The sequence below is a fragment of the Flavobacterium helocola genome (assembly GCF_038289885.1).
Lineage (GTDB): Bacteria > Bacteroidota > Bacteroidia > Flavobacteriales > Flavobacteriaceae > Flavobacterium > Flavobacterium cheniae.
In genome coordinates this window covers 37,051-59,304 of the sequence record NZ_JBBYHT010000004.1, presented here as the reverse complement: position 1 = coordinate 59,304, position 22,254 = coordinate 37,051, and the positions used below count along the sequence as shown (strand labels likewise).

Genomic DNA, 22,254 nt, shown 5'->3' with positions numbered 1-22,254 from the left:
GTTGCAAAAGTACTAAAAATAGTAGATTTTTGAACACTTTAATTTAGAATTAATATAGGTTTATTTTAACTGTACATTAACAACAAAATTTGAATTTTACTGATACATTTGTTCAGAAATCAATAATCAATTGAATGATTAAGAATTACATAAAATATTTTTTGCCTCTGTCTATCGTCCTTTTCTCTACTTTAACTTCTTGTAAAAGAGTGTTTAAGGAAGATAATTATGTGGCTTATTTTGGAGGAGAAGTCTTAAATCCTCAAGAGAAATATGTTTTGTTTTTAAAAGATGGCGAAGTGATTGACACTATTTATCTAGATAAAAACAATCGCTTTATGCATAAATTTGATTCGTTAGCTCCTGGTTTATATACTTTTAAACACAACCCTGAATATCAATATGTCTATTTTGACAAGAACGATAGTTTAATGGTTCGAGTAAATACCTTTGATTTTGATAACTCAGTTGTTTTCTGTGGACGTGGCGATGAAAAAAACAATTTCTTAATGGAATTATTTTTGAAAAACGAAGCCGATCGTTCTATCATGTATGACAATTTTGATAAAGATGTAAAAAGTTTTATCAAGAACATCGATTCGAGTTTTGCCATTCGTAAGTCATTTTACTTAAAACGAAAAGCTGAAATTGGTTGGGACGAAAATTTTGATTTAGTAGCAAAAGCAAGTTTAGATTTTCATCACATTACCAAAAAAGAGATTTATCCATACGCACACCAATTTAGAACAGGTGAAAATATTAGAACTAGTTTACCAAAAGACTATTACAATCACCGAAAAGAAGTTGATTTCAACAATGCGGTTTTAACAAATTATTCTCCATACATTAAATATGTGAGTGTGATGTTAAACAATGTTGCTTTACAAAGTAACGTGGAAGATTTGAATGAAAATTCGCTAGAAAATAACATCACAAAATTAAATATTACCGATACTTTAATTAAAAATCAAAAAGTAAAAAATGTAGTATTGAATAATGTAGCGATGATGTACCTGTTAGAAGATCAAAACATGTACAACAACCAAAAATTCATTGAACGCTACTTACAATTAACGACCGATACTAAAAATAAAGAAGAAATTTCCGAAATTTATAATTCGGTTCAGAATTTAAAAGTGGGTAATCGTTTACCTAAAATTGAATTAGTTGATACTGTATATAAACCTTTAGACATTAATACTGTCATTAACAAGCCGACTGTTTTATTCTTTTGGACTAGTCATGCCGAATCGCATTTCTCAGCTTCTCACAGAAAAGTAACGGAATTACAAGCAAAATATCCAGATTATGAATTTATAGCCATTAATGTGAATGACAATATTGCTAACTGGAAAAACGCTTTAAAAAAATACAATTTTGAAGGTGTAAAAGAATTACACGCTGTTGACTTTGAAACGATAAGAAAACAATGGGTTATTACAAAAATCCACAGAATCATCGTCTTAAATGCGGATGGAACCATTAAAAATGGTTTTGCCAATTTGTTTGATGTAAATTTTGAACAGAATTTGAAATAAAAGTTAAGTAATTTTTTGTTATAACATTATTTAACCAAAAAAAAGCGTTCTGAAATTCAGAACGCTTTTTATTTTTTATAAGTATGGAAATTATTTATTTCCTTTTTCGTAATCTGCAATGAACTGAGCAATTCCGATATCAGTTAATGGATGTTTTAATAATCCTGTAATTGAAGATAAAGGTCCAGTCATAACATCAGCACCAATTTTAGCACAGTTAATTACGTGCATTGTGTGACGTACAGAAGCTGCTAAAATTTGAGTTTCAAATCCGTAGTTATCATAAATTTGACGAATTTCATCGATTAAATTTAAACCATCTGTAGAAACATCATCTAATCTTCCTAAGAAAGGTGAACAATACGTTGCTCCTGCTTTTGCAGCTAATAAAGCTTGTCCAGCAGAGAAAATCAAAGTAACATTAGTTTTAATTCCTTTATCAGAGAAATATTTACAAGCTTTTACACCTTCTTTAGTCATAGGTAATTTCACTACGATTTGTTCATGTAAGTCAGCTAACTCCTCACCTTCTCTAATCATACCTTCTAAATCCATTGCATTTACTTCTGCACTTACATCACCATCAACAATGTTACAAATGTCTACGTAATGTTTTAGGATATTGTTTTTTCCTGTAATGCCTTCTTTAGCCATTAACGATGGGTTTGTAGTAACACCATCTAAAATTCCTAATTCTTGTGCTTCTTTAATTTGCTCTAAATTAGCTGTGTCAATAAAAAATTTCATCTTTTTTAAATTTTAAAATATTGTGTGTTGTTTTGAAATGCAAAAGTAAGAATTCAAAATGCAATGACAATGACAATTTCAAAAATCAATTTAAAAAATAAAATACTTTTGTTAAATAATTGATATTGAATTTGATATTGTTAAAGTTTATAATGATTCATCAACATTTTCTCATACATCGTATCAGGCAAAATACGTTTTAAAACAATAGAAAACTTTTGCATGAAAGCCCCAACTTTATAATGTACTTTAGGATTTTTAGTTTGAATAATAGCAAAAATTGCTTCTGCCATTTCGTTTGGATTACTTCCGCTATCCACGTGCGAATCCATTTCTTTTAAGGTGTTTCCGTAAGGAACTTCATAAGCCGAACCTATCACAACTGGTGCATGATATCGACCTGCTGCAATGTTTGTCGCAAAATCTCCTGGAGCAACATTCGTGATTTGGATTCCAAAGGATTTCACTTCCATTCGTAAAGCTTCAGTAATTAATTCTAAGGCACCTTTTGAAGCGGAATAAATCCCACGATAAGGCAATCCCATATAACCTGCAATTGAGGTAATATTGATGATTAAACCCGATTTTTGTTCTCGCATTTGAGGTAAAACAGCTTTCATCACTTCGATTGGACCAAATAAATTCGTCTCGAAATTATTTCGGATTTCTTCGGTTGGGATTTCTTCAATTGGACCTGTAATTCCAACTCCAGCATTATTAATTACAATATCCAATCGCCCTGATTTCTTGATAACTTCAGCTACACAATTCACAATGCTTTGCTTATCGCGAACATCCAAAGCTACTAATGGAAATATCGAATTCGTGATTTTTTCAGGGTTTCGACTTGTACCATATACGACAAACCCTTTTTGATGTAAAAACTCGCCAATTGATTTTCCAATTCCTGATGAACCACCTGTAATTAATACTACTTTACTCATTTTTAATGTGAATTATAGTGCGAAAATACGGCTTTATATTATTTCAAGGAAATTCCTAACCCAACTTTCTCCGAAAGCAACACTTTTCCTTTTTCGATGGTGCTTCCAAAAGCGATGTCGTTAGCAATTAAATTCGCGCCATCTAAATCTACATAATCCACTAACGGAACTAAAACAGAACCAGCTGAAATTCCTACAGTAGATTCGGTCATGCAACCTATCATGATTTTGAAATCGTTTGCACGTGCTTCTTTGATTAGTTCCAAAGCTGGAGTTAATCCGCCTGTTTTGACTAATTTGATATTAATGGTTTTATAGTGTGATTTTAAATCGGAAAGTTTTGTTTGTTCCTGGCAATCTTCATCGGCCATCCAATTCGCAAATTTATTAGCATTCAAATGACTGTAATTTGAAATTCCGATTTTCATAGGTTGCTCAATATAAGTAAATTGAGCTGATGCAGGATTTTCTTCCAATTGCTGACATTCGGAAATAGAGAAACTTCCATTCGCATCTAAAGCGATTTCTTTTTTACAATTCAGTAATAAATCCAAAGCTTTTTCATCGTAATGATTCCATTTTACTTTGAATTTATTCCAATCGGATTTTGCGATTTTTTGTAACTGTTCTTCGATGGGTGCTACACTGATTGTGATGGAAGACTCGGGTAATTGCTTTATTTCTATCGAATTCAATTCTAAGAAACTCTTGTTTTCTAACTTCCCGAATAAATCCCAATACGCACAATCTAAAGCCGAACGCAAAAAGTAATGCAATTGTAAACTTTCTAAAAAAGCATAAAATTCGGAAGGATGATTTATGGATTGTTTTTCGATTAGAGCTTGAATTTCGGCTAATTTCTGAGTGAAATCGGATAAATTAATTCCGTAGTAATCAATGGCTGTGCATTCGCCATAACCTGTTTTTCCGTTCTTGGAAAGCGAAACAATTAAGGCTTCTCTAAACGAGTAACTTCCATAACTAATTGAAAACGTTTCTTTTAGCTGTAAGCGAACTATTTGCCAAGTGATTTGCATAGGAATTAGAATTGGTGTAAAAATAAAAAATCTCCGCAAAAGGGAGATAAATAATGTAAAAAAAGATTGCTTCGTTCCTCGCAAATAAAAAATGGCAAGCGACCTACATCGCACCGCTACAACCACATACCTTTGCTGTGTTCCCACCCTGGAGGAGTCTGCAGGAGCTGGTCGTGTAGGACTTGCCGGTGCAAATATACAACCTTTTTATATTTTTGCAAGGCAATTGTGAGTATAAAAAATCATTGTATATTTACCTTATTAAATATTTCAACCATGTTAAAAGTTAAGCTATTCGCTTTCATTGTTTTAGGTGTAATTTCTACTTCGTGTAAAGATGATGAAAATGCATTAAAAAATTTATTTTCGATTGAAAATCCTACGATAAAACCTATTCTTAAGTTAGAAGAAAGCATTGATTTGGTTCTTCAAAACAAAGAAAACAAAACCATAGACTCTGTTGTGTATTACATTAACGAAGTTAAAATTGGTTCAGTAAAAGGAAATGAAAAATTGCCTTTTGCATTGAGCAATCAGAAATTGGGAAACCAAACTATTAAAGCCTTAGTTTATTTTGAAGGGCAAAATATTGATATTACTTCTGGATTCTCCATCTATGCTAGTGCTGAACCAAAAGTTTTGAACTATAAAATTATTAATACTTATCCGCACGATATCAATGCGTACACACAAGGTTTTGAATTCTATAATGGTGTTTTATTAGAAGGAACGGGACAATACAAAGAATCAACTTTGAGAAAAACTGATTATAAAACCGGGAAAGTAACCGAACAAATTAAGTTAGAAGATAAATATTTTGGAGAAGGCATTACCGTTTTAAAAGACAAAATATATCAATTAACATGGCAAGAAAAAACAGGTTTTGTGTATGATGCAAAAACTTTTAAATTAGAAAAAACATTTCCTTACGAAATGGAGGGATGGGGAATTACTAATGATGGTGAAAAACTTTACATGAGTGATGGTTCTGAAAAAATCTACATTTTAAATCCAGAAACTTTAAAAGTTGAAGATTACATTAACGTTTACACCAATGGCGCTAAGATTGAAGCTGTTAATGAATTAGAATGGGTTAATGGTAAAATATGGGCAAATGTGTATCAAAAAGATGCTATTGCTATTATAAATCCTAAGAATGGTTCTATCGAAGCTATTATTAATCTAAGCGAATTAAAAACAAAAGTTACAAAACATGCAGAAATAGATGTTTTAAACGGAATTGCTTACAATCCTGCAACAAAAACGTATTTTGTAACGGGTAAAAATTGGGATAAAGTTTTTGAGATAACTGTTGAATAAAAAAATAAACATATCAATTCCTAAACCTTGCCATGAAAATTGGGAAGCAATGACTCCTGAAGACAAAGGTCGCTTTTGCAGTGTTTGTACCAAAACTGTCTTTGATTTTACAAAAGCTTCAGATAAGGAAATTATTGAGCATTTGAATAGAGACAAAAATGCTTGTGGAAGGTTTTATAAGAATCAATTAAGTCAAGATTTAGTTATCAATAAGCATAATTCAAATTATTGGACAATTTTTACTTTTTCATTAGTAGGTTTATTTGGTTTTGGAAATCATAACGTTTATTCTCAAGTAAAACAAGATACTGTTCAAACAGAGAAAAATACAGATATTAAAGTCAAAAATGCCCAACCTAAATATAGAAAAATAAAAGTAAATGTTTATGACGAGTTAGGTGAAATTGCTGGAGCGAAAGTAAGAATTAAAGGAACAAACAAAAAAACAATAACAGATATTCAAGGTAATTTTGAAATTGAAGTTAAAAATAATGATATATTAGAAATAACTTATGAAGGAAAAATTACAGAAGAAATATTGATTTCTGATAAAAAAATATTATTTGTGAAATTAATTGACTCAACAGAAGTAGGAAGAGATGTCATTATAGGTGGATATAAAACCAAATCTTCCTTAGAAATTCAAATAGAAAAAATAATGAATTGGTTTCGATAAAACACAAAAAAGCCTCATTTCTGAGGCTTTTTTACTTTTAGATTTTACTTGTAATAATATCTAACCATTTTTTTGCAATCCTAAATTCTTCTCCAATGATGAAATTTTTAGCATCAGCATGGAAGAAAACTAAATGTATCTCTTTGTGATTGCTCAACGTTAAATGCAAAGCTAATTTATTAATTTCATGGTTGTTTTTTGGAACGTTTCCGTGTTTATCAAATTGAACCAAAGAACATTTTTTTACCTCTTTTAAATCAACAACTTCATTAACTTGAGCATCTTCTCCTTTTCTAAAGAAAGCCAACATATTGCCTTTTAATCCAATTCCCGAATTGTTTGCCCAAAAATCAGTATCTGAAAACTTCGTGTTTTTGTCAGATGATAATTCATTTAAGGTGTTTAATAATTGATTTTTTCTTTTTCTAACATTGTTATTAATGATGAAAATAGGAATAATAATTAACGAAAAAAATACGATTCCGATTATAGTGTTGGTAATATCCATTTTGAATTTATTTTAAATTAAGTGTATAATATGATTTCCCAAGTATATTATTTACAAGGGATTAACGAAACTTAAAATAAATTTTACCAAAAATAATGAAACGGAAAAATAATCCTTGAAGTGTTTAAAAACAGATTCAAAAGGTTCTTTTTAACAAAGAAAACTTCAAAACTATTTTTATTAAATATTTCTAATTGAACAAAAGAAGTTGGTAATAAAAACGAAGGAAATTGTTTTCTAACAATTTCACTTGAACCTGAATAATTTTGGTTGGTTTTTAATGAAATCGACTCTTTCTGAGTTCCTTCCTGATTAAAATCGATTTTTCCTTGATTAAAATGTAAGGAAATTTCTTTTGTAGATTCCTTTTTTATTGGTTGAGAAACAGCCAAAGTATCATTACTATGCAACAACAAGTAACCGAATATAAAAACGGTTAATGTGGTTATAATATAATGAACAACTCTTTTCAATTGAAATATTTTTGTAAATGTAATTAATAAATTAACTACTTAACCAATTTCGCTACAATTTCGGAAACAGGTAAAATAGCTTTTGTATCCTCAATACTTGGTCCAGCTACCCAAACCGTTTTGTAGGTTACTTGCGTTGCTGCTTTTTCAGTAGCTTTCATTCCAATATAAAAACGAATCATTTTGACCCATTTTTTTAAAGTTTTACTTTTATTTAGAAGAGTTTCAAGCCAAGTTTGTTTGGTTCCTACTTTTTGAACATATGGTGTATTGATTACTGTACACGGTGTTCCAGAAATTCGTTCGGTCATCACAATGTCTTTCGCACCATAATCGACACAGGCTTGTTTGTATTCGTTAGAAACTCCGGATTCTACTGAAGCTATAAACGGACTTCCTACGGAAACACCAACGGCTCCATAGCTAAGCATTTTATCTAAATCAGCCTTACTTCCTACTCCACCAGCAGAAATTACAGGTAAAGTAGTATTTTCATTTAATGATTTTATAAGCTCTTCTGGACTAATATTTCCTCTGTGTCCGCCAGCTTGGTTGTTTACCGCTACTAATGCATCAGCACCTAAACTTTCAACTTTTTTAGCGAAAGACAAATCGGTAACGTCACAAAAGACTTTGATTCCAACTTTATGTGCTTCATTGATGGTTTCTTCTGGCGAACCTAACGAAGTTAGAATAAAATCAACTTTTTCCTCACATAAAATACGTAATTGTTCTTTGTATTTTACATTAGATTTGTTGACAATCAAATTAAATCCAAAACTTCCTCCGTGAACTTTCGCGGCTTTTAATTCATGAATTGCCGATTTTAACTCCTCTAAAGTTCTGTAATTCAATGCTGGAATACAACCTGCAACACCACTTTTCATTCCTTCAATAACCATTTTAGTATTCGATACCAAAAACATAGGAGCCATAATTACAGGATGCGTAATTTGTAAAAGCGAAGTCAACGATTGTTTTTCCATAATCTTAAATTTAGATTCAAATATAAGAAAAATAAAATATTATGCATGCATATAAAAATTATTATTTTACGGTTTTAAGATAAAAATGTGAAAACAAATGTTAAAATTCTTAATAAAAACTTAATACGAAAAGAGAAATGACAAGATTCAGATAAATTTGAAAAATTATTAATCAAAATAAAGATGATCAAAAAACTAACCCTTCTTAGTTGTCTTATTACATTTTCTTTTTCAACGGAACTAATGGCTCAGAAAAAGAAAAAAGACAAAAAAAAACCAACAACAGAAGCCGTTGCATCCGATGCTAAAAAGCCAGATGCTAAAAAAGAACCTAAACCCTATAAAAAAGTAATTGATTCAACAGCTGTAACTCAAGATGGACTTATAGATGTTCACAAAGTAGGTGAAAAATATCTTTTTGAAATTTCAGATTCATTAATCGGAAAAGAAATTATGACCATTACTAGATATTCTAAAACTCCAGCTGGAGGTGGAATATTTGGTGGTGAAGAAATCAATCGTCAAGTAGTTCGTTTTGAAAAAGGTCAAAACAATACCATTCTTCTTCGTTCGATTACGTATGTAATTATGACTCCAGATGAAGATAAACCAATTACTAAATCGGTTAAAAATTCAAGCGCAGACCCAATTATTGGAATCTATGACATTTTAGCTTACAAAAAAGACAAATCAGGTAAAGAAAACATTGCAAGTGTTATTGATATGACTCCAGCTTTTGATTCTGATTTACAAACATTTTCGTTAAACTCAATTAATAAACAAATGTTAAGTATTCAAGCTTTTCAGAAAGACAAATCTTTCATTCAATTTATAAAGAGTTTTCCAATTAATACCGAAATTAGAACAACAAAAACATTTACTACTGTTGCTCCTCAAATATCAAGAACTCCAACACCAAAAATTGGAGTAGATTTACCTGCAGGATTAGATGCTGGAGTAGTTACTATGGAATTGAATACATCTTTTATTTTACTTCCAGATAACCCTATGCGTAAACGTTCTTTTGACAAAAGAGTTGGTTATTTTGCAAACGGATACGATGTATTTGAAGAAGATTCTCAAAAAGCAGATACTGATATTTTTGCAGTTAGATGGCGTTTAGAACCAAAAAATGCTGAAGATGCTGAAAAACAAAAACGTGGTGAGCTTATTGAACCAAAAAAACCAATTGTTTATTACTTAGACCCAGCAACTCCAGACAAATGGAAACCTTTCATTAAACAAGGAATTGATGATTGGCAAGAAGCTTTTGAATTTGCTGGTTGGAAAAATGCTATTCGTGGCGAATATTGGCCTGAAAATGACCCAACAATGAGTTTAGAAGATGCTCGTTTTTCAGTATTGCGCTATTTTGCTGCTGAAATTCAAAATGCTTACGGACCAAACGTTCATGATCCAAGAACAGGTGAAATTATGGAAAGTCATATTGGATGGTACCACAATATCATGAGTTTATTACGCGATTGGTATTTGATTCAAACTGCTGCGGTTGATCCACAAGCTAGAAACAAAAAGTTTGATGATAAGTTAATGGGCGAATTGATTCGTTTTGTGGCAGCTCATGAAGTTGGTCATACACTTGGTCTTCGTCACAACATGGGAGCAAGTTTTGCTACTCCGGTTGAAATGTTAAGAAATCCAGAGTTTCAAAAGAAAAACGGACATACGTCATCAATTATGGATTATGCTCGTTTTAATTATGTGGCGCAACCAGAAGATGGTGTTACTGACTTATTCCCACGAATTGGCGATTATGATAAATGGGCTATCAAATGGGGATATTCATATTTCAAAGATGCTAAAGATGAAGATGCTGAAAAAGCATTATTGAACGAAATGACAAAAGAAGCATACAAAAATCGTCGTTTATGGTTTGGTACCGAAACAAATCCGTATGACCCAAGATACCAAACAGAAGATTTGGGTGATAATGCTATGAAAGCTTCAGATTATGGGATTAAAAACTTAAAAAGAATTTTACCTAATTTAATCGAATGGAGTAAAGAAAACGGTGAAGATTATGATGAATTAAACGGATTATATAATTCTTTAACAGGACAATATAGACGTTATATGGGACATGTTACGAAAAATGTTGGTGGTATTTATGAAACTCCAAAAACATATGACATGGAAGGAAACAAATACGAAGTGGTTCCTTCAGCTATTCAAAATGAAGCAGTTGCTTTCTTGAACAATCAATTATTTAAAACTCCAATGTGGTTATTAGATCAAAATGTTTTATCTAAAATTAGACCTGAAAACGGAGTTGAAGCCATCAAATCAATCCAAGACGGAACTTTATCAAGTTTATTAGCTGGAGATAGATTGGTTCGTTTATTAGAAACTTCATCTCAAAATAAAGCAAATTACTCAGTAGACGAATTAATGAGCGATTTAAGAAGAGGTATTTTCTCAGAAATAAAAACTAACGCACCTATTGATATTTACAGAAGAAACTTGCAAAAGTTATTTGTTTCTAAATTAATAGAAACAATGTCAAGCGAAAAAACAAACGTAGCTACTTTCGGTGGACGCAGAATAGTTTTAGCCGACACTGATATTCCTTCTATTGCTCGTGGTCAATTAAATGAATTGAAAAATCAGTTAAGAGCTGCGGCAGCGGTTTCAACAGATCGTTTAACGAAATTCCACCTAAACGATTTAGTTGCAAGAATTGAAAACGCAATGAAACCTAAATAATCAATTGTATTGAAACAAAAAGGGATGACTTAATTGTCATCCCTTTTTTTATATTCTAAAATAATTACTTTTTCTTTTTCCCTCCAGAAGTTTTTGGAGCACCTTTAATTTCATATTTACTAGATGCCGTATTGTAAACATAAATACTATTTTGAGTTTTAGTTTTCAAAACAAAACTTCCATCAGCGTTTAAAGTAAATTCGAAACCTTCACTTCTATTTTTTTCAACATCGTGTGAAGCTGTCTTATTTGCATCAAGAAAAATAGTTTCTTTAATATGTGATTTTTTATGAAGATTGCCCAATAAAAGTGTTTTGTTTTCAGTATCCCAAAGTTGGTCTTCTGTAATATCAGACGTTTCCTTTTTAAGTTTTGTATCCGTTTTAACTTGTTCTTTCCAATTTACATGATAAAACTTTTTACCTTGAGTTGTAAAGCTCTTAACAACAAAACCCGTAGGTTTAAAATCGGTTTTATCTATTTTTTTAACTTCTAATGTATCTATTTTATCTCCATTTTTCACAAAAAGAACTACTCGCTTTCCTGACTTTTCAGAAATGATTTCAGCAGATATGTTATCAACTTTAGTTAAAATAACATTTTTTGTAGCTGGTTTTCCTTTGCCTTTTTGAGCAAAACCAACAGTTGATACCAATAAAACAAGAAGTAAAAATAGTTTTTTCATAATAGTAGGTTGTTAAATTAAGTTCCTAATATACAAAAAAATAGATACGATTGAATTTTATGAAACAAAAAAACCGAATCATTTCTGATTCGGTTTTAAATGTATTTACGATTTGTAAATTATTTTACTTCTTCGAAATCTACATCTTGAGTTTGGTCTCCTGAAGCGCTTGCTTGTGGCTCAGCTTGAGAAGCTCCTCCTTGCTCTTGTGATTTGTACATTTCTTCTGTAGCTGTTTTCCAAGCTGCATTTACGTTATCTAAACCTTTTTGAATAGCGTCTAAATCTTGAGATTCATGACCCATTTTCAATTCAGTTAAAGCGTATTCGATAGCTGTTTTGTGTTCAGCAGTTAATTTATCACCAATTTCTTTCAATTGACTTTCTGTTTGGAAAATCATCGAATCAGCTTCGTTTAACTTGTCTGCTCTTTCTTTAGCCAATTTATCAGCTTCAGCATTCAATTCAGCATCTTTTTTCATTTTTTCGATTTCTTCTGCTGTTAAACCTGAAGAAGCTTCGATACGAATATCATGCGATTTACCTGTTCCTTTATCAGTAGCAGAAACTTTGATGATACCATTAGCATCAATATCAAATGTTACTTCAATTTGAGGAACACCTCTTGGTGCTGGTGGAATACCATCTAAATGGAAACGACCAATTGTTTTATTATCATTTGCCATTGGTCTTTCTCCTTGAATAACATGGATTTCTACCGATGGTTGATTATCTGCTGCTGTTGAGAAAACTTGAGATTTTCTTGTTGGAATAGTAGTATTAGACTCAATTAATTTAGTCATTACACTTCCCATAGTTTCAATACCTAATGAAAGTGGAGTAACGTCTAATAATAATACGTCTTTTACTTCACCAGTTAAAACTCCACCTTGAATTGCAGCTCCAATTGCTACTACTTCATCAGGATTTACTCCTTTTGATGGTTTTTTTCCGAAGAATTTCTCTACTTGTTCTTGGATAACAGGAATACGAGTTGAACCTCCTACTAAGATAACTTCGTCAATATCAGAAACTGATAAACCAGCATCTTTTAACGCTTTAGCAACTGGTTCCATAGAACGTTTTACTAAAGTTTCAGCTAATTGCTCGAATTTTGCTCTTGTTAATGTTTGAACTAAGTGTTTTGGTCCAGAAGCCGTAGCTGTTACGTATGGTAAGTTGATTTCTGTTTGAGCAGAAGCTGATAATTCAATTTTAGCTTTCTCAGCTGCTTCTTTTAAACGTTGTAATGCCATTGGGTCTTTACGTAAATCAACACCTTCATTTGCGTTGAATTCGTTAGCTAACCAATCGATAATTACTTGGTCAAAATCATCTCCACCTAAGTGTGTATCTCCGTTTGTAGATAAAACTTCAAAAACTCCGTCTCCTAATTCTAATACAGAAATATCAAATGTACCTCCACCTAAATCGTAAACTGCAATTTTTTGGTCTTTACCTTGTTTGTCTAATCCATAAGCTAAAGCTGCTGCTGTAGGCTCATTGATAATACGCATTACTTTTAAACCAGCGATTTCACCTGCTTCTTTCGTAGCCTGACGTTGCGCATCGTTAAAGTAAGCTGGAACAGTAATAACTGCTTCAGTAACTGAATGACCTAAATAATCTTCAGCTGTTTTTTTCATTTTTTGAAGTGTCATTGCAGACAATTCTTGTGGTGTGTATAAACGACCATCGATATCAACACGTGGTGTATCGTTGTCCCCTTTTACTACCTTGTAAGCTACTGTTGAAGCTTCTTTAGCACTTTCAGTGTACTTGTTCCCCATAAAACGTTTGATAGATGCAATCGTTTTTGTTGGGTTAGTTACTGCTTGTCTTTTTGCCGGATCTCCAACTTTAATTTCTCCACCTTCTACAAATGCAATAACAGATGGTGTTGTTCTTTTACCTTCTGCGTTTGCAATTACAACAGGTTCTCCACCTTCCATTACAGCCACACATGAGTTGGTTGTTCCTAAGTCGATTCCAATAATTTTGCTCATTTTTATACTTGTTAGATTTTAAATTTCAATTTTAAACTCGATGACTCTAATTCAATGATTGTGCCATTACTAAAAATAAGGAAAATTGACAGAAAACAGCTTTTGTCAGGTTTTTTAAACTGACAAAATGTCGTTTTATGCTGCTTTTTTTATTCTATTCTGACTTAAATTTCTAAAATTAGCCATGTTGAAAACCAAGATAGATATCAAAATCAAAGAATAAGAAACAATTTGAGCAACAGAAACCGATTCTTTAAAATAAAAAATTGCTAAAAAGAAATGAATCAACGGATTAGTATACATCAAAATCCCAACAGTAGACGAATTCAATCCTTTTAAAGCATATAAATTCAGAAATAAAGGAATAATAGTGAAGACAATTACTATAATAAACAGTAAGAAATAAAATTGAAATTCTGTTGGAACAGCACCACCAAAACTTGGATAAAAAGGTACTAATATGACTGAAGCAATCACCATTTGAATGGTTAATATCAAGAATTTATCAAAGTCACTATTCTTTCTTTGGGAAACCAAATAAAATCCAAAACTTAATGCGATTATGACGCTATAAATCAAATCTTTAAAATTCCCATAAGATAATATCACACAACTAATTACGCACAAACCAACTGCAATCCATTGCCAAACATCAATTCTTTCTTTCAATAATATAAAAGCTAAGACAGTGGTTAATATTGGACAAATAATATAAGCAAATGAAGCCGATTGCAAGCTAACGTGATTCACGGCATATATAAATAAAAACCAATTTAATACAAGTAAAAGTCCGCCAACAACCGTCATGATTACTGCTGATTTTTGTTTTTTCTTGGAAAGTTCTTTAAAGGTTTTCTTTGCTTCTAAAACAACTGGTTTTCTGAATAATAGATTAATTCCCAATAAAAACGCTGTAGCAATGAAAACTCGGAAGAATAAAATATCTAATGAAGCATAATTCGTTAAAGGTTTCAAAGCCAAACTAAAAAATCCCCAAATAATAAAGGCAGATAAAGCAGATAAAAAATATTTATTTATTGGCATGACTTTTTTTTTGCAAAAGAACTAAAAAAGAAGGAAATCAAATCCCAATTTTATGTTATTAATTCAAAAGATTTATAACAATTGAACTCTTTTACGTGTTGTTTAATTTCAATTTTAAAGACTATATTTGCTGTAGTAAAGAAATGAATTTATGGAATGTATATCCGTTTTTGATATGTTAAAGATTGGTGTTGGACCTTCGAGTTCTCACACCCTTGGACCATGGCGTGCTGCCGAACAATTTTTAAAAGAATTGCGCGAACGTAATCTTATTGATACCGTAATTGGTGTCAAAGTAGATTTATATGGTTCCTTATCACTAACTGGAAAAGGACACGCTACAGATTTAGCAGTAATGCTCGGTTTAAGCGGTGCTGATCCTGAATATATTCCGGTGGAAAGTATAGATGTGATTATTTCGGCCATTAAAAACAAGAAAGAAATTTTCTTAGGAAATGAAATCTTAATTCCGTTTTGTTTTGAAACTGATATTGTTTTCAACAGAAACTTTTTACCTTTTCATGCCAACGGATTAACTTTCACAGCCAAAACTGATACTGAAACTTATTCGGAAACCTATTATTCTATTGGTGGCGGATTTGTAGTTAAAGAAAAAGAAGACCATCATAAGGAAGAAATTTTACATACTTTTCCATTTCCGGTTGAAAAAGCGGATGAACTTTTAGCATTCTGTGCTGCCGAAAATAAAAAAATATCGGAAATCGTATACGAAAACGAGAAAACCATGCGTAGCGAAGAAGAAATTCACAACGAATTACTTCGCATATGGGATACGATGTTAGAATGCATGTATATTGGTTGTCATTCGGAGGGAATTCTTCCAGGTGGACTTAATGTGCGACGAAGAGCGTATGACATGCACAAAAACTTGATTGGTGTTTTACCTTATGAAGATCCGTATTCGTGGTTACAAATCATCAGACAAACCGAAGTTAAATTCCGTCAGATTTTAAAATGGGTAAGTTGTTTTGCTCTGGCTGTAAATGAAGTAAATGCTTCGTTAGGTCGTGTGGTTACTGCTCCAACTAATGGAAGTGCGGGAGTTATTCCAGCGGTTTTGATGTATTATTTGGTAATCGAAAATCATGAAGCGGGCGAAAAAGAAATCAAACAATTTTTAATGGTAGCAGGTGAAATTGGCTCTATCTTCAAAAAAGGAGCCACCATTTCAGCCGCTATGGGTGGTTGTCAGGCAGAAATTGGTGTTTCGAGTGCTATGGCAGCAGCAGCTTTGTGCGAATTAATGGGCGGAACTCCAGCCCAAGTTACCATGGCAGCCGAAATTGCGATGGAACATCACTTAGGATTGACTTGCGACCCAATTGGTGGTTTGGTACAAATTCCGTGTATTGAAAGAAATACAATGGGTGCCATTAAAGCCATTAATGCAGCCGAATTAGCTTTAGAAACTGATGCTTTAAATGCAAAAGTCCCTTTAGACAAAGTAATCAATACCATGTGGCAAACCGCAAAAGACATGAATTCCAAATACAAGGAAACTTCAGAAGGAGGCTTAGCTGTAGCAGTAAACATGTCGGATTGTTAATTTATGAGAAAGTATATTTTTATCTATTTATTTCTATTTACGAATGTATTTTCAATTGCTCAAGACAGATATTGGATTATTAATGATACCAAATTATTTGAAAAACCTTCTACAGAAAGTAAATTTTATGGCTATTTTAGATATGGCGCTGAAGTAAAAATTATTGAAGATTTGAAAAATGGTTGGCTCAAAGTGCAATCCGATAATTTTACCTTTGGTTTTGTGAAAAAAGAGTTGATTCGAACTACAATGAATGGAAACGATAAAATTATCCAAGATCCTTCTAACCCAATAATTAAAGGTGGTGATGCTTATTATGGCGGCAATCACTTATTTGTTACCGTAGCTGGTTTAAAAGCTAGAAGTAAACCTGATAAGATGTCTTCTGTTAAAGAAATTCTTACTAATGGTGATGCGGTTTCGGTTAGTTATTTTCCTGTAAATAAAGAAGAATGGGTTAATATTGGATATGGATTTGAACCAAATGCAGCAAAATTTGTTTTAGCAAAATATTTAGGAAAACGACCTGTTTATGAAGATTTATTGACACAATTTGATAAACTACCAAAAACTGATGTTGCGAATAGAAAAACCATCGGAGAACGTTTAGTGGAATTAACATGGAACAGTGGTGATATCAATGAATTACCGGCTTTAGAACGATACTTAGAGGTAGCCAAACAATTAAATGATGAAAAATTAATCAAGGATACAGAGTTTAATATCTTAATTGCTAAAAATATAGGATTACATACAGATTTAAACTTTAAATTACTACAAGAAAAAATACAATCATCCTATTTTGAAATCAATGGTTTTAAGTTTGACAATACAGCGATTTCGTACACAGATTTGCTGAAAAAATTTGGGAAACCATCAAAAATTGAGAATGTTGAAGATGAATGTGGTGTATATTTGTCTAATGTTTTATACCATTATTCTGATTTTATCATTAGTGTAGATCAAGAAAACAATAAAGCAGAATTAGTAGAAACCTTTTTTAAGCATAATACTAAATTCTATTTTGATTCAAAATCAATATTTAGCCAACAAATTTCTGAAAAAGATTTTATTTTGAAGTATGGTCAATATTTAGAATATAGCTTTAAAAATCCTCATTTTTATAATATCTCCTTTGATTCAGGTTTTTATTCTATTTATTTTAAAGATGGTGTTTTGTATTCAATCGAAATAAATTATTATTGTTAAACATATTGAAAAACAATAGATTACATTATTTTTCAGCACTTTTTATAACATTGATTTTAGGGGTTTTGTCTCGAAAAATCACTTACATTCCTTTATTTATAGGAGATGTTTTGTATGCAGTTTTGATTTATTTTGGGATGCGATTCCTTTTTATTCATTTAAAAACACACAAAACATTCTTACTAAGCTTGCTTTTTTGTTTTAGTATCGAAATTTTACAATTGGTTCAAATTGATTGGTTAATTGCCATTCGTAAAACTACTTTAGGACATTACATTTTGGGCGAAGGTTTCCTTTGGTCAGATTTACTTTGCTATATAATTGGAACTTTAATAGCATTTCTAATCGATTGGAAATTCATTAAAACTCAAAACTCAAACTCGTTGTAACAAAAAAGTTATTCGATTTATTATCAAAGAAAATAGCTTCTTTCGAATCGAAATATCGCGCTTCGGTTCTTAATTTTACTTTAGAATTTGGTAAATAATCAAAATTTATGGACGCTCCAGATGTTTTAAACGCATCTGAAGTGGCAATAATCGCGTTATCTTCATCTTGATAATATTCAAATCTAACCGCAGTTTGCCATTTGGAATTAATTGAATATTGAGTAATCAAAACAGGACTCATCCAAAACAAATGTTCGTCATTCAAAGAAGAACTATCTTGAATGCCAAAATCAAATCCTAAAATGGTACGCCATTTTGAATTCCAGGTGTTATCCCAATACAAATTACTGAAATAACGCATTCCTAATTCGGTACCATAAAATTCTTTTCCAACAAAAGTACTCCAATTCAAAGTGGATTTTTCAGTAGGCTTGTAAACAATTTGAGTTCCTAAAGCTGGCGTTACCGTTTTATCAGGTCTATTGATGCGTTGCCAACCATTGGTTATTAATCCAGAAAAACTCCATTTGTCATTTGGTTTATAATTGTATTTGATTCCTGTCATAAAATAAGGCGAATTCTCTGCTAATATAGAACGTGTTAAAGTCAAATTAGTAGCCGTTGTTGCCGATTCAAATCCGATGTAACTTGGCATGATTCCAACTTCAATTGATGATTTTTTGTTATCATTCAAGTACATTCCCACATAAGCTTCGCTTACTAATTTTATATCTTCCGAAGCGTAATTATCATCAACATATGTTCCTGCATGAATTGCAATTGCCGCATAAGTATTTACGTATTGTAATTGCGCCCGAATTAATCCATTATTCACATTAAACTCGTTATGACGGTTATAATTGTACATAAATGGAAGTTTGCTATCCGTAGTTGGACTGCTAAAATCATACGCATAATACGTTTCTAAAAAACCCGAAACTTTAATTTTTAAGGAATCTTTTTCTTGTGAGAAGATTGAAAAAGGAAGTAATATTAGAATTAAAATAAATCTCATTGATACATTTATTTCTTTCTTCGAGTATCAATCAAATGGATAATTTGCCATTTTCCGTTGTCGTTATACAAGGTAAAAGCATTTGCACCAATGTGACTTAGCTTATCGTTTACATAAAATTCATACGGTGTCCAAACATGTGCTAAGTTACCATCGATTTCTACTTTGTAGTCAATTAGCTTTTCAAAGATTTTAAGATTGGCAGGAATAGTAGCTATTGAATTTAAAAAATCATCAAATTTATCATCTTTCAATTTGTTTCCTTCTTTAGTATTGGCAACTGTTCGCAATACAATTTCTGGATGACACAATTCTCTTAAAGCAACAGTATCTTTTGCATGAAATGCAATAAAAAAATCCTCTACAATTGCTTTAGGCGTTTTGTCTTGAGCAAAAAATAAGTTTGATATTAAAACAGTTACTATAATAAATAGTTTTTTCATTATTTAATGTGTTAATAAGTATTGTAACTCATAAACAATAATACCCGCAATATAACCTGCTACAGCTAATGGAGTTATTTTTTTAAAATACCACATAAAGGTAATTTTTTCTTTCTCCATTACAGCAATACCAGCAGCTGAACCAATAACTAACATACTTCCTCCAGTTCCAGCACATAGAGCAATAAATTCCCATAAAGAATGATCCATAGGATAATCCGCTAATGAGAACATTCCTTGTGTAGCAGCTACTAAACTTCCATTGTCTACAATTGATGATAAAACTCCAATTGCAATAATCATGGCATCTGTATTGGGTAAATTTGTGATTAGAAAATTTGACATTTCTCTCAAAATCCCCACTTCTTGTAAAGCAAAAACCATTAATAAAATTCCCATAAAATACAAAATAGAACTAATATCTACTTTGGTTAACGCATACGCCACTGAAAATTTATCTTTTTCTTCTTGAGTTTTCTTTCTATGGTACATAATTGAAACCAATGACACCATTGATAATGATATTAAAACTCCAATAAATGGAGGTAATCCTGTTAAAGTTTTAATTACAGGAACCATTACTAAACCTACCACACCAGCAATGAAAACACTCATACTGCCTCTCATTTTTTCTTCTTGACGCACCTGAGCCATCGAAACCTGAGCTCGAAGAACAGCAAACCCTCTCATTCTAAAACTAGCTATAATAACTGGAACTAAAAGCACTGCAACTGATGGTAAAAATAATATCTTGATAATACCACCCGCACTTACTTGTCCGCCAATCCATAATAATGTCGTAGTTACATCTCCAATCGGACTAAAGGCACCACCTGCATTGGCTGCAATAACAACAATTCCGGTTAATATCATTCTGATTTCTCCTTTTGGCATTAACTTTCTCAAAAGTGTTACCATTATAATAGCAGTAGCTAAATTATCTAACAATGCAGATAAAAAGAAGGTTATGAAAGCAACTATCCAAAGTAATTTTAAAACAGAAGTAGTTCTAATTCTACTAGTAATTACAGTAAAACCTTTATGAATATCAATTAACTCAACAATGGTCATTGCGCCCATTAAAAATATCAATAAACCCGAAATCTCACCAAAGTATTCCATTAACTTTTCAGTGACTAAATGTTGATCATCTTGACTAAATATTGCGATAACCACCCAACAAATGGTTCCAGTAAGTAAAGCAGTAATTGTTTTGTTTATTCTAATAGGAGATTCTAGAACAACTGATAAGTAACCCAGAATTGCAACAGCAAGTAATATAGATATCATTTTAGCATAGTTTTTAAACGCCCCTAAATTAAAACATTAATTTAACATAAATTTAATATTTGAGAAATATTTTTCAAGTGCCGTAAAAAGAAAGTAACATTTATTACCTTTGTCTTTCAAATACTATAAAAACATGTCAGTAGCGAAGAAAGATTATAAAAGAATCACAACAAAAACACTAATTGAAATGAAAGAAAATGGAGAAAAAATCTCCATGTTAACTGCATACGATTTTACTATGGCTAAAATTGTAGATTCTGCTGGTGTTGATGTAATTTTAGTTGGCGATTCTGCAAGTAATGTTATGGCTGGACATGAAACTACACTTCCTATAACGCTTGACCAAATGATTTATCATGCATCAAGTGTGGTTAGAGCTTGTGAAAGAGCATTAGTAGTAGTTGATTTACCTTTCGGGAGTTACCAATCTGATTCTAAAGAAGCGTTACGTTCTTCCATCAGAATAATGAAAGAAAGTGGCGGGCATGCAGTAAAATTAGAAGGTGGAAGCGAAATTAAAGATTCTATAAAAAAAATATTAAATGCTGGAATTCCTGTAATGGGACATCTAGGTTTAACACCACAATCTATTTATAAATTCGGAACATATACTGTTAGAGCAAAAGAAGACGCTGAAGCCGAAAAATTATTGGAAGATGCAAAAATGCTTGAAAAATTAGGTTGCTTTGCCTTAGTTTTAGAAAAAATTCCTGCTGCCTTGGCAGAAAAAGTGGCTAAAAGTATTTCGATTCCAGTAATTGGAATTGGTGCTGGTGGTGGCGTTGACGGACAAGTATTGGTAATCCATGATATGTTAGGCATGAATAACGAATTTAGTCCAAGATTCTTACGTCGTTATTTAGATTTATACGATCAAATGACAAAAGCCATTGGGCAATATGTTACCGATGTAAAATCTCAGGATTTCCCAAATGCAAACGAACAATATTAATTGTGTCTACTAAAGAAATTTCTACAAAAGATAATCTTCAAATCCTTCACGAAGACAATCATATTATTGTCATCAATAAGCGTGTAGGTGATATTGTTCAAGGAGATAAAACAGGCGACAAACCACTTTCGGATGTGGTAAAAGAATACATCAAAGAAAAATACAATAAACCTGGAGATGTCTTTTTAGGTGTTGTGCATCGCTTAGACAGACCTACGACTGGAATTGTTGTTTTTGCAAAAACGTCAAAAGCACTAACACGTTTAAACGAAACTTTTAAAAATAGAGAAACTCAAAAAACGTATTGGGCAGTAGTAAAAAATTGTCCTCCGAAAGAAAAAGACACTTTAGTACACTTTTTAAAAAGAAATACTAAAAACAATACTTCAAAAGCACATTTAAAAGAAGTTCCTGAAAGCAAAAAAGCAAGTTTAAGTTATCAAGTTATTAAAAAATTAGATAATTATTTTGTTTTAGAGATTGATTTACATACCGGAAGACATCATCAAATTAGAGCACAATTACAAGCAATAGGTTGCCCAATCAAAGGCGATTTGAAATATGGTTTTGACAGAAGTAATCCAGATGGTGGTATTCATTTACATGCAAGAAAATTAATACTAACGCATCCTGTTTCAAAAGAAATTATTACTTTTAATGCAACAACACCAAAAGATAGTCTTTGGAATTCACTCTAACTT

Annotated in this window: 21 protein-coding genes and 1 other RNA gene; 9 read left to right on the top strand and 13 right to left on the bottom strand. The window is 31.7% G+C overall.

The annotated features are described in order from the left end of the window. Positions 1–134: 134 nt before the first annotated feature. Positions 135–1,538: a TlpA family protein disulfide reductase gene (locus AAEO58_RS09125; protein ID WP_341683132.1), complete on the top strand. Its 1,404-nt coding sequence runs from the start codon at positions 135–137 to the stop codon at positions 1,536–1,538. 90 nt (positions 1,539–1,628) lie between these two features. Here AAEO58_RS09125 and fsa read toward each other — a convergent pair whose 3' ends face one another. From fsa to ffs, 4 genes are all read right to left on the bottom strand, one after another. After that, complete coding sequence (gene fsa, locus AAEO58_RS09120; protein WP_026726663.1) at positions 1,629–2,285, bottom strand: fructose-6-phosphate aldolase; 657 nt, start codon at positions 2,283–2,285, stop codon at positions 1,629–1,631. 140 nt (positions 2,286–2,425) lie between these two features. Then, complete coding sequence (locus tag AAEO58_RS09115) at positions 2,426–3,229, bottom strand: SDR family oxidoreductase (RefSeq protein WP_341683131.1); 804 nt, start codon at positions 3,227–3,229, stop codon at positions 2,426–2,428. Between the two features lie 38 nt (positions 3,230–3,267). Beyond that, positions 3,268–4,266: an enolase C-terminal domain-like protein gene (locus AAEO58_RS09110; protein WP_341683130.1), complete on the bottom strand. Its 999-nt coding sequence runs from the start codon at positions 4,264–4,266 to the stop codon at positions 3,268–3,270. A 90-nt stretch (positions 4,267–4,356) separates the two neighbouring features. Next, positions 4,357–4,454, bottom strand: an RNA gene (gene ffs / locus AAEO58_RS09105) — signal recognition particle sRNA small type. An 88-nt stretch (positions 4,455–4,542) separates the two neighbouring features. On the opposite strand from ffs, the gene AAEO58_RS09100 reads away from it, so the two are divergent. After that, positions 4,543–5,586, top strand: a complete 1,044-nt coding sequence (locus tag AAEO58_RS09100; protein ID WP_341683129.1) for a glutaminyl-peptide cyclotransferase — start codon at positions 4,543–4,545, stop codon at positions 5,584–5,586. After that, positions 5,579–6,262 (top strand): carboxypeptidase-like regulatory domain-containing protein, encoded by a 684-nt coding sequence (locus tag AAEO58_RS09095; RefSeq protein WP_341683128.1) that lies wholly within the window; start codon positions 5,579–5,581, stop codon positions 6,260–6,262. Before AAEO58_RS09100 ends, AAEO58_RS09095 begins: the two co-directional genes overlap by 8 nt. A 37-nt stretch (positions 6,263–6,299) precedes the next feature. On the opposite strand, the gene AAEO58_RS09090 is transcribed toward AAEO58_RS09095, so the two are convergent. From AAEO58_RS09090 to AAEO58_RS09080, 3 genes are all read right to left on the bottom strand, one after another. Next, positions 6,300–6,770 carry a hypothetical protein gene (locus AAEO58_RS09090; protein WP_341683127.1) on the bottom strand — a complete coding sequence of 157 codons (471 nt, stop codon included), beginning with the start codon at positions 6,768–6,770 and terminating at the stop codon, positions 6,300–6,302. Between the two features lie 83 nt (positions 6,771–6,853). Further along, positions 6,854–7,243, bottom strand: coding sequence for a hypothetical protein (locus tag AAEO58_RS09085; RefSeq protein ID WP_341683126.1), 390 nt, complete (start codon positions 7,241–7,243; stop codon positions 6,854–6,856). Positions 7,244–7,278: 35 nt separating this feature from the next. After that, positions 7,279–8,229, bottom strand: a complete 951-nt coding sequence (locus AAEO58_RS09080) for an NAD(P)H-dependent flavin oxidoreductase (protein ID WP_341683125.1) — start codon at positions 8,227–8,229, stop codon at positions 7,279–7,281. A 243-nt stretch (positions 8,230–8,472) separates the two neighbouring features. On the opposite strand from AAEO58_RS09080, the gene AAEO58_RS09075 reads away from it, so the two are divergent. Next, the gene (locus tag AAEO58_RS09075) at positions 8,473–10,953 is read left to right on the top strand and encodes a zinc-dependent metalloprotease (protein ID WP_133606493.1); all 2,481 of its coding nucleotides are present in this window, start codon (positions 8,473–8,475) and stop codon (positions 10,951–10,953) included. 64 nt (positions 10,954–11,017) lie between these two features. Here AAEO58_RS09075 and AAEO58_RS09070 read toward each other — a convergent pair whose 3' ends face one another. The 3 genes from AAEO58_RS09070 to AAEO58_RS09060 form a co-directional block, all read right to left on the bottom strand. After that, positions 11,018–11,638, bottom strand: a complete 621-nt coding sequence (locus tag AAEO58_RS09070; protein ID WP_341683124.1) for a hypothetical protein — start codon at positions 11,636–11,638, stop codon at positions 11,018–11,020. 119 nt (positions 11,639–11,757) lie between these two features. Continuing rightward, complete coding sequence (gene dnaK / locus AAEO58_RS09065; RefSeq protein ID WP_341683123.1) at positions 11,758–13,644, bottom strand: molecular chaperone DnaK; 1,887 nt, start codon at positions 13,642–13,644, stop codon at positions 11,758–11,760. Between the two features lie 135 nt (positions 13,645–13,779). Continuing rightward, positions 13,780–14,688 (bottom strand): EamA family transporter, encoded by a 909-nt coding sequence (locus AAEO58_RS09060; RefSeq protein ID WP_341683122.1) that lies wholly within the window; start codon positions 14,686–14,688, stop codon positions 13,780–13,782. A 151-nt stretch (positions 14,689–14,839) separates the two neighbouring features. On the opposite strand from AAEO58_RS09060, the gene AAEO58_RS09055 reads away from it, so the two are divergent. Genes AAEO58_RS09055 through AAEO58_RS09045 form a run of 3 tightly spaced genes read left to right on the top strand, consistent with a single transcriptional unit; the run spans position 14,840 to position 17,853 of the window. Continuing rightward, complete coding sequence (locus tag AAEO58_RS09055) at positions 14,840–16,255, top strand: L-serine ammonia-lyase (protein ID WP_341683121.1); 1,416 nt, start codon at positions 14,840–14,842, stop codon at positions 16,253–16,255. A 3-nt stretch (positions 16,256–16,258) separates the two neighbouring features. Next, positions 16,259–17,464: an SH3 domain-containing protein gene (locus AAEO58_RS09050; RefSeq protein WP_341683120.1), complete on the top strand. Its 1,206-nt coding sequence runs from the start codon at positions 16,259–16,261 to the stop codon at positions 17,462–17,464. 5 nt (positions 17,465–17,469) lie between these two features. Next, positions 17,470–17,853, top strand: a complete 384-nt coding sequence (locus AAEO58_RS09045; RefSeq protein ID WP_341683119.1) for a ribosomal maturation YjgA family protein — start codon at positions 17,470–17,472, stop codon at positions 17,851–17,853. Here AAEO58_RS09045 and AAEO58_RS09040 read toward each other — a convergent pair. Genes AAEO58_RS09040 through nhaD form a run of 3 tightly spaced genes read right to left on the bottom strand, consistent with a single transcriptional unit; the run spans position 17,825 to position 20,601 of the window. Beyond that, positions 17,825–18,868 carry an outer membrane beta-barrel protein gene (locus AAEO58_RS09040; protein ID WP_341683118.1) on the bottom strand — a complete coding sequence of 348 codons (1,044 nt, stop codon included), beginning with the start codon at positions 18,866–18,868 and terminating at the stop codon, positions 17,825–17,827. The genes AAEO58_RS09045 and AAEO58_RS09040 overlap by 29 nt on opposite strands. 8 nt (positions 18,869–18,876) lie before the next feature. Then, entirely contained in the window at positions 18,877–19,311 is a 435-nt protein-coding gene (locus tag AAEO58_RS09035) for a Cif family virulence factor (RefSeq protein ID WP_341683117.1), read from the bottom strand. A 3-nt stretch (positions 19,312–19,314) separates the two neighbouring features. Next, entirely contained in the window at positions 19,315–20,601 is a 1,287-nt protein-coding gene (gene nhaD / locus AAEO58_RS09030) for a sodium:proton antiporter NhaD (RefSeq protein ID WP_341683116.1), read from the bottom strand. A gap of 133 nt (positions 20,602–20,734) precedes the next feature. Here nhaD and panB point away from each other — a divergent pair, with 133 nt between their 5' ends. Both panB and AAEO58_RS09020 read left to right on the top strand, forming a co-directional pair. Next, positions 20,735–21,553: a 3-methyl-2-oxobutanoate hydroxymethyltransferase gene (panB, locus tag AAEO58_RS09025; RefSeq protein WP_133606475.1), complete on the top strand. Its 819-nt coding sequence runs from the start codon at positions 20,735–20,737 to the stop codon at positions 21,551–21,553. Between the two features lie 2 nt (positions 21,554–21,555). Next, positions 21,556–22,251, top strand: coding sequence for an RluA family pseudouridine synthase (locus AAEO58_RS09020; RefSeq protein WP_341683115.1), 696 nt, complete (start codon positions 21,556–21,558; stop codon positions 22,249–22,251). Positions 22,252–22,254 lie beyond the last annotated feature (3 nt).